Raw genomic sequence first — 12,339 nt, forward strand, 5'->3', positions numbered from 1 at the left:
GCCGTCGCCAGACCGACGGTCAGGCCCTGAAGTCGATCACCAGGCGGTCCGGGTTCCGCAGCTCGATGACCCGGTAGCCCGTCCGACGGTCCAGTCCGGCGCCGACGTGCACATAGCCCTCGAAGTCGCCGGCAAGCACATAACTGACCAGCATGGGCAGCCCACCCCCGGTCCGCGGGGTGGTGAGTGTCGGTTCACCCGCGTCGTCATGCGCCGCGGCGGGCATCATGACCATCTCGAACGTGACCGCGCCCGTCAGCGGCAGCGGTGCTCCGGAGCCCGGCCGCACCACCTCGTCGACGTAGCCGGCGGTGTAGCCGGGCAGACCGCCGCGGAACTCCAGGACCAGCCGGTCGAACACCGCTCCGTCCGCCTGGTTGCGGGCGCTCCGCAGCGCGACCAGTTGGGGAGCTCCCGTGATCTGGCGCTCCACCCGGGTCTGACCGGTCTCCCAGTTCGGCGCCGCCCCGCCCGAAGGCACGTCACCCGGTGGGACCTGCCCAGCCGGGCTGGGGATGCCCGACGAGCCCCCCGTACCGGACGAGGCCGCCGGGTCACCCGGAGTCGCCGGGCCGGCGGTGGAACTGGCGGTCGGCGGCTCGTCCGTGTCCGGACCGTCTCCGCCGGCACAGGCCGCGAGTCCGACACACAGCAACACCGAGAGCACGGCGAGGGCGCCCGTTCGTGCCGGGCGAACGGGCCGCCCGCGCCGGCGGAACAACGGGGATCGCTGCATGAGAGCCTCCGAGACGGGCTGCGGGAACACGGCGATATCGGCAGTGTGGGCCGCTGACCAGGAAAAGCAATCGCGCACCGGACACTCCCGGCGAGGCGCGCGGTAAGGTTCGCGCCGCGGACCGGGTTAGCCGGTCGGAATACCGTGACGGAATCGGCCCACCGATCCGGGCGTCGCGCGACAACGATGTCCACACGGCGACGGCCACGCACAGAGTCCACGGCCACCGGCAGCCGGTCGGGCGGGAACCCACGAGAGGGAACGCCGATGTTCAGCGATGCGCCAGAACCGCGCGCGGAGCGCTCCTCCGCCCAGTCTCCGATGAGGTCGCGGGCCCCGCGGTCACCCCGGCAGCGCAGGCCGGGGCCCGGGTGGGGCCGGGTGCGGACCGGCCGGGCGGCTCCGTTGGCCGCGGCGCTGGCCGGGGCCGTCACCGCGAGCCTGCTCACCGCCTGCGGCGGCGGTTCCGACTCGGCCGTCGACCCGGCCGAAAGCCTGCGCCCGACCGCCCGGCCCGCCACCGCCAGCGTGGATGACGTGAACGGCGCGAAGGCCTCGCCGGAATGCGCGGCCGCGGTGAAGACCCTGCGGATGGCCGCCGTCGGGTCACTCAACGACGCCGCCAAGTCGGGCAAGGCGTACATGGAGAAGGCCCACCCGGGCCTCACCGTCGAACTGTCGGCGGAGGCACCCGGTTACCCGGAGCTGGTGGCCCAGCTCAGCGCGGACCGCGCGGCGGGCCGCTCCACGGATGTAGCCGTCGCCGGCTTCGACCTGCTCCCCACCTTCGCGACCGACCTCGGCGCCCAGGAACTCTCGCCCAGCCTGTTGCGTGCCTCCTACGACCAGCGGTTCCTGCCGCTGGGCGAGTACCGCGGCAAGCTGGTCGCGATTCCGCAGCAGGTGTCGGTCCTCACCCTCGTCTACAACAAGGGGGTTCTGGAGAAGGCCGGGGTGGACCCCGCGACGCTGACGACGACCACCGGCGTTCTCGCGGCCGCGGACAAGATCAAGGCCTCGGGCCAGTCGATCCAGCCGATCGACCTGCCGACCGGCGGATTCGCCCAGTGGTATCTGAGCACGCTGGCCAGTTCCAAGGGCACGCCCGTGCAGAAGGCCGACGGCCAGCCCGACCTCACCACACCCGCTGCCCGTGAGGCCGCCGCCTTCCTCGCCAAGGTGGGCACCTACGGACCGCAGTCCAGCGACCCGACCACCGAGGGACTGCTGCGGTTCGGCATCCGCCGGGAGACGGCGATCAGCGCGGTCACGCTGCCGACGCTGGCGGGGGGCCTGCGCTACATCCACGATCAGGGCGCCCAGGGCTTCGAGGTCGGGGTCCTGCCCTTCCCGACTCTGCCCGGCGGCAGCGTTCGGCCCGTCGCGGGCGGCAACGGTCTGGCGGTGCTGTCCACCGACCGCTGCCAGCGGGAGATGGCCACGGAGCTCGTCGTCGCGCTGCTCTCCCCCGAGGTGATCGCGGCCGGCACCGAGGCCTTCAGCTTCTACCCCGTCGACACCGCGGCGCGGACCCAGCTCGCGCCCTTCTACCGGGAGTTCCCCGAACTGACGCAGTTCGACGCGCTGATCCCGGCCATCGTCCAGGCCCCGACGTGGGGCGGTGAGCGCGGCGGCGAGGTCCACGACACGATCAACGACGAGCTCGTCGCGATCATCAGGGGAGCCGATCCGAACGCGACCCTCACCGCGGCGCAGCGAAAGGTAACCGAACTGGTGCGCTGAGCCGCGGGTTCGCCCGGGGCGGCCGGCGGGCCGTCAGCCGATCGCGCGGACGGGATCAGTCCCGTCCCAGCCCGCCGCCGCCTCCCGGACGAGCTTCGCCATGCCCTCGGTGGCCGGGTTCAGCTCCATGATCTCGATGATGGTCGCCGGACCCGCGGGCGGCTCGAAGTAGGCGTAGCGGGTGCCGCCGTCCTCGCCGCCGCCGGACCACACGACGGGCCACCCGGCGGCGGCCACCGAGCTCATGGTCGCGTCGAAGTCCGGTGCCCAGAAGGCGAGCTGGTGGTAGCCCTCCTGCCCGGAGTCCAGGAACTCGGTGTAGATGCTGGGTGTGTCGCCGTGCTGCTGTATCAGCTCCAGCTGCAGGTCACCGCTGTTGGCGAAGGCGACCGACACCGTCACCTCGCAGTCCTGGCCGCGGTAGAGACCGGCCTGGCGGCGCTCGCGGAGCACGTACCAGGGACCGACGCCCAGGCTCAGCCAGGCGGCTATCGCCGTGTCGATGTCCCGCACCACATAGCCGTTCTGGCGCACCACACCCGGCAGGATGTTCGGGTCGACGGCTGACGGCAGACCAGGCACGGGATCGCTCCAGGAGTCGGGGTACGGCCTTCGGACGGCGGGCCGGCCGCACCCGGAACGCTATTCCCGATATTGAAAACGAGTCAACATATTGGCCGTGGCGTTAGACTTGATCGATGGCCACAGNGGCAACCAGCACAGGTGCTGACCGTGGTCAGCGCCGCGCCTCCTACCAGCAGGCGCGGTCGCGCGAGACGAAGCGCGTCCTGGTCCAGGCGGCGTTGGCGCTGTGGCGGGCCAACGGGTACGCGGCGACCACTGTCGCCGACATCTGCCGGGCCGCCGGTGTCTCGAAGGGGCTGTTCTACTTCTACTTCCCGCGCAAGGAGGACATGCTCTTCGAGATCAGCCTGCAGTCCACCGACGCGGCGAAGCAGACCGCGCGCGAGCTGTCACAGGGCCGCTACGAGATCTCCGCCGTCGTCACCGCCACCCTGACCAGCCTCGAACGCTCGATGCGCCGCAACCCGCCGGAACTGATCTTCGAGATGGTCATGGAGGGCTACCGGTACGAGCAGCGGAGTCTGGTCGGCACCGTTCAACCGGAGCACTCGACCCTGATCTTCGGCGAGCTGTTCGACCGCGCGGTCGTCACCGGCGAGCTGCCGCCGCATGTCGACGCGGCGCGGCTGGCACGCCTCGCCCAGTCGATGATCAGTGAAGGGGCCCGGCACTGGGCCGCCGGGGCCTACGCGGACCGTTCCTTCACCGAGATCGTCTCGGCGGACATCGCGGTCCTCATCACGGGGTTCCGCCAGCCACCGCCCCCGCCTACCGGCTGAGGCCGCCCCCGCCAGCGCAGAGGAACCCGCCCGCCGGCGGAGAGGAACCCCCATCCCGGCCCGGCGCGGGTCAGCCACGGCGACGTTCCGTGAGGCAGCCGGTCGCCCGGCACGTGACCGGTGTGCCGGGCGACCGTTTCCGGTGAGCGGAACCTGAGCGGACGGTGGTCAGGCCCCGGCCGTCCCTCGGCCGCGGAATGGCGCGGACCTCGGCGACGGGACCAGGCAGCTGTGGGCCAGCAGCCTCGGGGTCCGGGCGCTGGCCGGCCGCCGGACGACCCGCCGCCGCTCCACCTCCACCGGCATCTCCGCGCCCTGCTCGCCGCCCTGCTCGCCGCCCTGGTCGCCGGCCTGCACGCCATCAGGCGCCTCGGCGTGCCGCTCACCGTCCGGCCGGGCGACGGCGCGGACGAACACCACACCGGCGGCGCAACGGCCCGCCGGGAAGGACCCGGTCATGCCGTGGACCCGAACGCCATCAGACCGAGCATCCCGAAGGCGAGCGCGATCGTCATCAGGCTCGCGGTCGTGGCCAGCAGTGCCGACCTGCGGTCGGAGACCTGCACCCGGTCCGCGAGGCAGGCTCGGTCGGCGACGTGTCCGCGAAACTCTCGGTAGGCGTGCTCGACCTGGCGGGGGCGCGGCCGGTGGGCCGCCCGGCGGCGCGCGCTGTGCCGGCCGCTCACGCCGAGCCCGCCCGCCGCCGACGCGATCCGGCCGGCCCGCCGAACGCCGACCGTAGCTTTTCCGTTGACCGGGAATCCCCGATCAGACCGCATGACGACACAGCCGCCACACCGGGCCGGGGACCCCCGGCGACATCCTGCTCGCTCATCACTGACCGCCCTGTCTCCACTGTTGTGCCGCCGGCCAGCGCCAGATGGCCCGCGACGCCCTGCCCACCCCCTCCCCCGGACGGGGCGAGATGGTCGCCGACGGGCACCGGGAACACCAACACCAGCACCACTCACCCCCGTCCGGGGTAGTGAAAACGTAGAGCTTTCGCTGTTCCCGAGTGGAGAGTCTGACAGTCGGGCATGAAAAGTAGCGGCTGTGTTACAACGAGAAACCAGGTGACGCCCAGTCACCGGCGCCCGGACGCTGGTCTGGGCGCGTTACCGGCACATCCGCAAGATCGCTCGCGAGACGTCCCCGCAATGTGGCCTGTTCACCCGCTGGCCGGCAAGGTCGCCGAGGCCGGCGGGGCCATGGTCGGCGAGGTGGTCGGGAGCTCGGTGAGCGTCGCGAAACCGGCGTTGAAGGCCGCGACCTCCTCGGCCGGTTCGGCGCCGGCGGCGCAGTCCTGCTTCGACAGCGCCGTACCCAGGTCGGGCACACTCCGCTGAGTGGGCAGCTCGCGTAGCCCACGGATCTCCCCGCCGGCGGCGCAGTTCGGGATGTTGAGGTTGGCGAGGCTCGCCCGCGGGCCGGTCGAGGCCGCGTCGCGGGCGAGCTCGGCCCGGTGCCGGCCGACCCATTCGACGACCAGAGCGACGCCGGGGGCGTAGTCGAAGCTGTCCGCGAAGCCCAGGCTCGACGCGATCGCCGGGATGCCGCGCGCGGCCGCTGCCCGGGCCGCCCCCACGGTGCCGGAGAGATCAACTACCGGCCCCAGGTTCTGGCCCTGGTTGATCCCGGAGACCACGAGGTCGGGGTGCAGCCCGAGGACGTCGAGCGCGACCAGGACCGAGTCGGCGGGGAAGCCGTCTACGGCGGTCGCGGCGACACCACTGGCAGTGGTGGCGTCGCGGTGCGCCGGAGTCGGCGTGGTGGTCTTACCGCCGGAACCCGACTGGTTCGCCGCCGGCGCGACGACGGTCACCGTCACGGCGGGAAGCGCCCGCAGGCCACTGACGACCGCGTCGATCCCCGGTGCTGCGACCCCATACCGCTGCCCCGCGCCGCCCCGCCGCGCTGGGCGGCTGATCCGCGGACCGGCGGCGAACGAACCGTGCCGTAGCCTCTAGCTCAGCCTTTGCCACCGAGACCGGTCACAGCTCCGGCAGGCTGGCACCGGCCATCACGGTGAGGATGAGATGGACGAATTTTCCTATCGCGACGGCACCTTGTGGTGTGAGCAGACGCCGTTGCGCGAGGTGGCCGAGAAATTCGGTACGCCTACCTATGTCTACTCGGCGTCTACTCTCGTCGACCATTATGTTCGGTTCGCCAAGGCGTTCGAGTCGATCAACCCACTCATCTGCTTCTCCGCCAAGGCGCTGAGCAACGTCCATCTGCTCCGGCTGCTCGGTGAGCAGGGCGCCGGCATCGACACGGTGAGCGGCGGCGAGCTGCACCGGGCCCTGGTCGCGGGGGTCGATCCCGAGCGCATCGTCCTGGCCGGGGTGGGCAAGTCCGCCGACGAGCTGCGCGAGGCGGTGCGGCACGACATCCGCTGCGTCAACGTCGAGTCCGAGGAGGAGGTCGCGCTCCTCGCCCGGATCGCGCGCGAGGAGGGCCGGCGGCCCCGACTGGCCATCAGGGTCAACCCCGACATCGCCCCTGACCTGCGCACCCCGGCCCAGACGACCACCGCGATCCGCGGCGTCAAGTTCGGCGTCGACATCGAGCGCGCCGCCGAGCTGTTCAGCGCCGCGGCCGCCGACGGGCATCTTCGGCCCGAGGGCATCCACGTGCACATCGGCAGCCCGATCTTCGACCCGCGGGTCTACGCGATGGCGATCGAGCGGGTGCAGGCCCTGATCGCCGAGATCGCGGCCGCCGGGCACGAGGTGACCACGATCAACCTGGGCGGCGGCTTCCCCGCCGAGTACGCCGAGGGCAGCGCTCCGGGCTGGGATGACTTCGCCGAGGCCATCTGCCCGCGGCTGGAGGGCTTCGTCCGCGGTGGCGGGCAGGTCATCTTCGAGCCGGGCCGGACCATCGCGGCCAACGCCGGCATCCTGCTCGCCGCCGTCCGCTACCGCAAGCAGGCCGGCGAGCGGGAGCTCGTCGTGATCGACGCGGGCATGACGCACATCGTCCGGGCCGCGATGTACGACAGCTACCACTTCATGTGGCCGGTGACGCCGGTGAACGGCGCGATTCCGCAGTCGCGCGACGGCCGGCCGGTGGACGACCTCGTCAGTTACGACGTCGTCGGCCCCGTCTGCGAGTCGAGCGACTACCTGGCGAAGGGCCGGGCCCTGCCGGCCATGGTGTCGGGTGACCTCATCGCGATCTTCACCGCCGGCGCCTACGGGATGACGATGACCAGCAACTACAACAGCCAGCTCCGGCCGGCCGAGGTGCTGATCCGGTCGGACCGGGCGAAGCTCATCCGGCGCCGGGAGACCTACGACGACCTGACCGCGCTCGAACTGCTCGACGGCACCGAGCCGACCGGCTGACCTGTCGCCAGCTCCCCCGCCGGGGTCGGGTGGGATCCGCCCCCGCCCCGGCGCGGGTGTGCAGCCAGCGGACCGCCCGCGCCAATCCCGGCGAATCGTCTCCGGCGTCATGCCGTGCATCATCCCGCCCCGGGCGCACCGTCGGCGTGGAATTCGGCACCTCGCCAGCAAAGCCGATCGCCCGATATTCGTCGGCCGGGTGCCGCCCCGCCCCACCGGGGCCGCCCGCACCCAACCGGCGCCGTGCACCGCCGGGAAGATATCCGGGTGAATTCCGCACGCATTCTCGCCGGATAAGTAGATACGCCGCACGGCCGCCCTCGGAAAAATATCGACGGCCGCCCACGGCGGGGCCCGGCCGGGTAGTAACGGGGCCAGCCTTTCCCCTCGCGGAGCCGGTTCCCGGCATTCCGCCGGCATTCCGCCGGCGGTCGGCCGCCGACGGCCGCGGCAGCAACCGGCCACCGGGGCGGCAACCGGCCGGCACCGGCGAACCTTCCGGCCGGCTGGCCGGTTCTCCCCGCGAACGGCCGCTGATCCCGATTCTCGCGCGACCTACAGAAGCGGAATATTTCCCTCCGAAAATACCGGAGCATTTTCTTCCGGAAACTGGCTGACATAGCTCCGGGCGGGCGCCTCCCCGACCACCACGCAGGGCCATAACCCCATGTCCGGCAGCCTTTTCCGGCAGTCTCCGGCCCGGTGGAGCAACCGGGCCGCGGCGGCCGGCCAGCCGGGTGTCCGACTCCTCCGCCCACCCGCGGACGTCCGCGCGACGCCCGGGTGGGGCCCGGGTGGGGCCCGCCGGAGGCACTCGGCGGGCGGCGGCGGCGACCGCTGGGCGGGCACGCGGGAGCGCGACAGACCGCCGCACGCCCGCCGCGGGCCGCCCCTTTCCGGGCACGCCGGCCGCTGCAGGACAGGACGGCGACCCGGCCCTCCCGCCTCCCCGGTGGCGGAACGGCAACACACTCCATCATCGCCAGAGCAGTGGGGATAATTCCGGCGAATGCAGATCAATGACACTGGTTGACCACCCAGCGTCGACGCTTCCCAGCCGGCGATTAGCGCGACCGCCGGCGTCCACTCGCTGATCCGCCGGATGAGTCACCAGACCTGCTACTATCGGCCGAAAAATTCATCAGAATGACCTTTTTGATGGGGGCATCCACCCGAGTTCAGCCATGTCTGATCGGCTGTGGCCTGCCTGACCCCCGCGCCCCAGAACCCCCATCACGATCGTCGTTTATTTTTTGTGGGGTAACTGATGGGCTCAGGCGTCTTGACAAGACGGTTCAGCGCGGCGGCGGCTGTTGCCCTCGTCGTCGCCGTGACCGGGTGCTCGGCCTCGGGGGGAGCCGGGGATACCCCGCCCGCTGCCTGCACCACCCCCGGGGTCACGGCGGACCAGGTCAAGGTCGGCTTCGTCTACTCGGACTCGGGTACCGGCAGCAGCGCGCTGTCCTCCGCCCGGGCCGGCGTCACCGCCAGGCTCGGCCTGGTGAACGAGGAGGGCGGGGTGAACGGCCGGCACATCATCTACAGATGGCGGGACGACTCGAGCTCGCCCGCGGAGAACACCCGCGCCACCGCCGAACTGGTCGAGCACGAAGGAGTCTTCGGGCTCATCAGCGCGACCAGCGCACTGGCCGGGTCACTGGACACTCTGGCGGACAAGCGGATCCCCGTCACCGGTCTCGTCCAGTCCGGCTGGGGAAGCTACGACAACCTGTTCTCCTTCATATACGACGTCTCGCCCGAGATCACCGCGCGGTACATCCTCAAGAAGAACGGCCGGAAGGCCGCCATCGTGATGTCCGGTTCCGCGGAGTTGACGCAGCAGATTGCCGCCAAGTACCGGGCCGCGTTCGAGGGCGCGGGGCTTTCCACCGCGCCCGAGGCGGTCAGCTACGCGTCGGGAAGCGACAGCCCCAACCGGATCGCGCAGCGGCTGGAGAGCGCGGGGGTGGATTCCCTGGTCGCTCTCACCTCGCCGCAGGACCTGGCCGAGATCATGCAGGGCATCCGGAATGTCGGCGTTGAGCTCGCCAGTGTGGTGTCCCTCACNGGGTACGACCGCACCGTGCTGCGCGAACACGGCACCGAACTCGCGAACGTTTCCATGTCGGTGAACTTCCTCCCCTTCGAGGCCGGCGGCGAAGCCATCGAGCGGTACCAGAACGCGATGTCGCGCTTCGCCCCGGAGACCACCGTTCCCGAACAGCAGTTCGCCATGTACGGCTACCTGTACGCCGACCTGTTCGTCCGCGGCCTGGAACTGGCCGGCCCCTGCCCCACCCGCGAGGCGTTCATCAAGGGCCTGCGCGCGGTCACCGGCTACAACGCCGACGGGCTGGTCCAGCCGGTGGACCTCGCCAACATCGCCAGCCAGCCGCTGCAGTGCAACGCCTTCGTCCGGATCAGCCCGGACGGCAGCGTGTTCCTGCTGGACGGGACGCGGGTCTGCGCCGACGGAACCGGCGAGTAGCCGGCCGACGGAACCGGCGAGTAGCCGGCAGCGGACAGCAGCCCCCGCGAACCTCCACCGGCGTTCCCGTTCCGGCCCTCCGGGGACGGGGACGCCGGCGGCACCGGCAAGGCGCGTCGACCCCCGGCGGATCATCCGGCGGGGGTCTGACGATGGCCGAGTTTCAGGGCCTGCCGATGAGCCGGGCGGTCTCCCGGGCGATCTTCTGTAGCGACTCCTCGGGCAGCGCGCCGGCGAGCCTGGGGACGTCCCGACGCCGCGGTTGCAGGCGGGCGTACGCGGCGGCGGCCAGGAGCGCGCCGATCAGCGGGGCGACGATGAACAGCCAGAGCTGGCTCAGCGCCCAGCCACCGGCGAAGAGCGCCGGCCCGAGGCTGCGGGCGGGATTGACGGACGCCGAGTCCACCGGGAGCGCGACCAGGTTGGCGACGGCCAGGGCGACACCGATCGACAGGCCGGCGAGCCCGAGCGGTGCCCACAGATCCGTGGCCACCAGGACGGCGAGCACCAGCAGCGCGGTCACCAGGATCTCGACGACGAACGCGCCGGACCAGCCGAACCCACCCGGCGAGTGCGTGCCGTAGCCGTTCGAGCCCAGTCCCTGCGCGGACGGCGAGTACCCGACCGCCGTGGAAGCGGCCACGAACCAAACCACCGCGGCGGCGGCGACTCCGCCGAGGCATTGCGCGCCGACATAGCCGGCGGCGTCCCGCGGCGCGATCCGGCCGGCCGCCAACAGGCCCACCGTCACCGCCGGATTGACATGGCACCCGGAGATCGGGCCGATCGTGTACACGAGAACCAGCAGTGCCAGGCCGAAGGCCAGTGCGATCTCCAGGTTGCTGACCCCGGTTCCACCGAACACGGCCGTCCCCACGCCGACCAGCACCAGCGCGAAGGTGCCCAGCCCTTCGGCGATAAAACGTTTCATGAGATTTCCCGTCCGATCCGATGACCGACAACGTGCATGTGGCGGACCGGGTACCCGTGTTGTGGATTTCACCCGCGACGGGTGATCCGAAACATCGCCGCACCGGGAGGGCATTTTCCGGAAGAACTTTTCCGTGGGCATTCTGGGAAGAAACCGAACGTATGCCGGCGGACCCGCGCGCGGCCGGGCGTCCGCGGACGCCCACCGACCTGGCCGGGCGGTGAACGGCCGCCCGCTACGCCCGCTACCGCTCGGCGGGGACGAGCCCGGGCGGCTGGCAGCCCGGGCACCAGAACAGGTTGCGCCCCGCCAGCCGCGAGCCCCGCACCTCGGCGGCGCACACCAGGCACGCCTGCCCGAGCCGGCGGTACACGTACACCTCGCCGCCATGCTCGTCGACCCGCGGCGGACGTCCCATCGCCGCCGGCAGGTGCTCCGGGCGCACGGTGTCGATCCGCCCCGAGCGCACCCCGTCCGCCATGAGCAGGACGAGGTCCGCCCAGATCCCGTCCCACTGGGCTCTGGTCAGGTCGCGGCCGGGCGTGAGCGGGTCGAGCCCCGCGCGGAACAGCACCTCGGCCCGGTAGATGTTGCCGGGCCCGGCCACCACCGACTGGTCCATCAGCAGCTGGGCGATCGTGACCCGGCTGCGGGCCACCTTCCGCCAGCCCCGTTCCGGATCGGCGTCAGCGCGCAACGGATCCGCTCCCAGCCGGTCGAGCAGGGCCTTGACCTCGCCCGGTTCGAGCAGCTCGCAGGCGTTCGGCCCGCGCAGGTCCGCGTAGCCGGTGTCGGCGGCCAGCCGGAGCCGGACGGCACCCGTCGGTGCCGGCGCGGGCGCCGCGCCGAGCTCGTACTTGCCGTAGATGCCGAGGTGGACGTGCAACACGCGCTCGTCGTCGAACCGCAGCAGCAGGTGCTTGCCGTACGCCTCCGCCCGCTCCAGCACCCGGCCGTCGAGCAGGCCCGCGCCGTCGGCGAACCGGCCCTGGGGACTGGCCACCCGCACGGGCCGACCACCGAACATCCGCTGGTGGGCGTCGGCCAGTCTGTGCACGATGTGACCTTCGGGCATGGCCCGCAGAGCATACCGATCCGGGCTGTCACCCCCCGATCCGGACTCGCGCCCCAACCCGACGCAGCCCGGGCACCGACCTTCGTCCGGCTGTCCCCGCCGGCCGCCCCCGCCAGCGCCCCGCCCGATGACCCGCGGGCGCCGAAAGTATTCGTGAGCGCCGTCACAAAGGGCTGGTGAATCATTTGGCGATGGGCGCTCCGGGATGCGCTTGTAGACGGGTGAAATGAAAAAGGTTGCGCTGTTCTGACACCGGGATCCCGCACTTACATGCCCACCTGGCACATGCCTTACCCGAGCACACCTGAACATCTACGTTCTCACTACCCCCGATGGGGGTGGCGAACAGTGGCGGCGACGGGATCCGGCCGGCACACCGGTCGACCCGCGACCGGCGTGCCACCGAGTGGACCATCCGTCGACGTGTCCCAGGTCACCTACAGAACGGAGCGGCCACCAATGGGCGGAGAAAGCGGAACAGGGGATTTCCCGATCGGCCCCGCCACCCGGCCGGTGCCCTTTGAGCCGATGCCCTTCCAGCCACACCCCGGCCCCCGCGGCGCCCGGCCCGTCTCGTCCGACACCCCCATGGACCGCACTGTGCGCATTCCCCGCCCCCGCGATGTCGTGGACCCCGACGCGTTCCGCCGCG

Annotated in this window: 10 protein-coding genes and 2 pseudogenes; 5 read left to right on the forward strand and 7 right to left on the reverse strand. The window is 71.6% G+C overall.

What is annotated here, in order from left to right; genetic code table 11:
* Positions 1-19: 19 nt before the first annotated feature.
* Positions 20-736 carry a hypothetical protein gene (locus UG55_RS07565; RefSeq protein ID WP_066064974.1) on the reverse strand — a complete coding sequence of 239 codons (717 nt, stop codon included), beginning with the start codon at positions 734-736 and terminating at the stop codon, positions 20-22.
* 321 nt (positions 737-1,057) lie between these two features.
* On the opposite strand from UG55_RS07565, the gene UG55_RS07570 reads away from it, so the two are divergent.
* Positions 1,058-2,479 carry an extracellular solute-binding protein gene (locus tag UG55_RS07570; protein ID WP_083986541.1) on the forward strand — a complete coding sequence of 474 codons (1,422 nt, stop codon included), beginning with the start codon at positions 1,058-1,060 and terminating at the stop codon, positions 2,477-2,479.
* Positions 2,480-2,512: 33 nt separating this feature from the next.
* On the opposite strand, the gene UG55_RS07575 is transcribed toward UG55_RS07570, so the two are convergent.
* Positions 2,513-3,061 carry a VOC family protein gene (locus UG55_RS07575; RefSeq protein WP_066064848.1) on the reverse strand — a complete coding sequence of 183 codons (549 nt, stop codon included), beginning with the start codon at positions 3,059-3,061 and terminating at the stop codon, positions 2,513-2,515.
* 127 nt (positions 3,062-3,188) lie between these two features.
* Here UG55_RS07575 and UG55_RS07580 point away from each other — a divergent pair.
* A pseudogene (locus UG55_RS07580) lies at positions 3,189-3,843 on the forward strand (TetR/AcrR family transcriptional regulator); the annotation flags it as partial.
* A gap of 168 nt (positions 3,844-4,011) precedes the next feature.
* Here the strand turns inward: UG55_RS07580 and UG55_RS07585 are convergent.
* The 3 genes from UG55_RS07585 to UG55_RS07595 all read right to left on the reverse strand — a co-directional run bounded on the left by UG55_RS07585 (position 4,012) and on the right by UG55_RS07595 (position 5,770).
* Positions 4,012-4,302 carry a hypothetical protein gene (locus UG55_RS07585; RefSeq protein ID WP_066064854.1) on the reverse strand — a complete coding sequence of 97 codons (291 nt, stop codon included), beginning with the start codon at positions 4,300-4,302 and terminating at the stop codon, positions 4,012-4,014.
* Positions 4,299-4,622 (reverse strand): hypothetical protein, encoded by a 324-nt coding sequence (locus tag UG55_RS07590; RefSeq protein WP_242423876.1) that lies wholly within the window; start codon positions 4,620-4,622, stop codon positions 4,299-4,301. The genes UG55_RS07585 and UG55_RS07590 overlap by 4 nt, the downstream gene beginning before the upstream one ends.
* 389 nt (positions 4,623-5,011) lie before the next feature.
* The gene (locus tag UG55_RS07595) at positions 5,012-5,770 is read right to left on the reverse strand and encodes a 5'/3'-nucleotidase SurE (protein WP_083986542.1); all 759 of its coding nucleotides are present in this window, start codon (positions 5,768-5,770) and stop codon (positions 5,012-5,014) included.
* Between the two features lie 109 nt (positions 5,771-5,879).
* Between UG55_RS07595 and lysA the strand changes: the two genes are divergently transcribed.
* The 3 genes and pseudogenes from lysA to UG55_RS33335 all read left to right on the forward strand — a co-directional run.
* Positions 5,880-7,193 (forward strand): diaminopimelate decarboxylase, encoded by a 1,314-nt coding sequence (lysA, locus tag UG55_RS07600; RefSeq protein ID WP_066064860.1) that lies wholly within the window; start codon positions 5,880-5,882, stop codon positions 7,191-7,193.
* A gap of 1,267 nt (positions 7,194-8,460) precedes the next feature.
* Positions 8,461-9,260 (forward strand): ABC transporter substrate-binding protein (locus UG55_RS07605; protein ID WP_242423882.1); only part of this gene is annotated, 800 nt, incomplete at its 3' end.
* Between the two features lies 1 nt (position 9,261).
* Positions 9,262-9,681, forward strand: a pseudogene (locus tag UG55_RS33335) (ABC transporter substrate-binding protein); the annotation flags it as partial.
* Positions 9,682-9,844: 163 nt separating this feature from the next.
* Here the strand turns inward: UG55_RS33335 and UG55_RS07610 are convergent.
* Complete coding sequence (locus UG55_RS07610) at positions 9,845-10,612, reverse strand: aquaporin (RefSeq protein ID WP_066064865.1); 768 nt, start codon at positions 10,610-10,612, stop codon at positions 9,845-9,847.
* Positions 10,613-10,856: 244 nt separating this feature from the next.
* Positions 10,857-11,687: an Fpg/Nei family DNA glycosylase gene (locus UG55_RS07615; RefSeq protein ID WP_066064868.1), complete on the reverse strand. Its 831-nt coding sequence runs from the start codon at positions 11,685-11,687 to the stop codon at positions 10,857-10,859.
* Positions 11,688-12,339: the final 652 nt, after the last annotated feature.

It is taken from the genome of Frankia sp. EI5c (assembly GCF_001636565.1).
Taxonomy (GTDB): Bacteria; Actinomycetota; Actinomycetes; order Frankiales; family Frankiaceae; genus Parafrankia.

Excerpts from the sequence above, each read along its gene's own strand:
- UG55_RS07565 (WP_066064974.1), bottom strand. The coding sequence starts at position 736 with ATGCAGCGATCCCCGTTGTTCCGCCGGCGCGGGCGGCCCGTTCGCCCG.
- UG55_RS07570 (WP_083986541.1), top strand. The coding sequence starts at position 1,058 with ATGAGGTCGCGGGCCCCGCGGTCACCCCGGCAGCGCAGGCCGGGGCCC.
- UG55_RS07585 (WP_066064854.1), bottom strand. The coding sequence starts at position 4,302 with ATGACCGGGTCCTTCCCGGCGGGCCGTTGCGCCGCCGGTGTGGTGTTC.
- UG55_RS07590 (WP_242423876.1), bottom strand. The coding sequence starts at position 4,622 with ATGCGGTCTGATCGGGGATTCCCGGTCAACGGAAAAGCTACGGTCGGC.
- lysA (WP_066064860.1), top strand. The coding sequence starts at position 5,880 with ATGGACGAATTTTCCTATCGCGACGGCACCTTGTGGTGTGAGCAGACG.
- UG55_RS07610 (WP_066064865.1), bottom strand. The coding sequence starts at position 10,612 with ATGAAACGTTTTATCGCCGAAGGGCTGGGCACCTTCGCGCTGGTGCTG.
- UG55_RS07615 (WP_066064868.1), bottom strand. The coding sequence starts at position 11,687 with ATGCCCGAAGGTCACATCGTGCACAGACTGGCCGACGCCCACCAGCGG.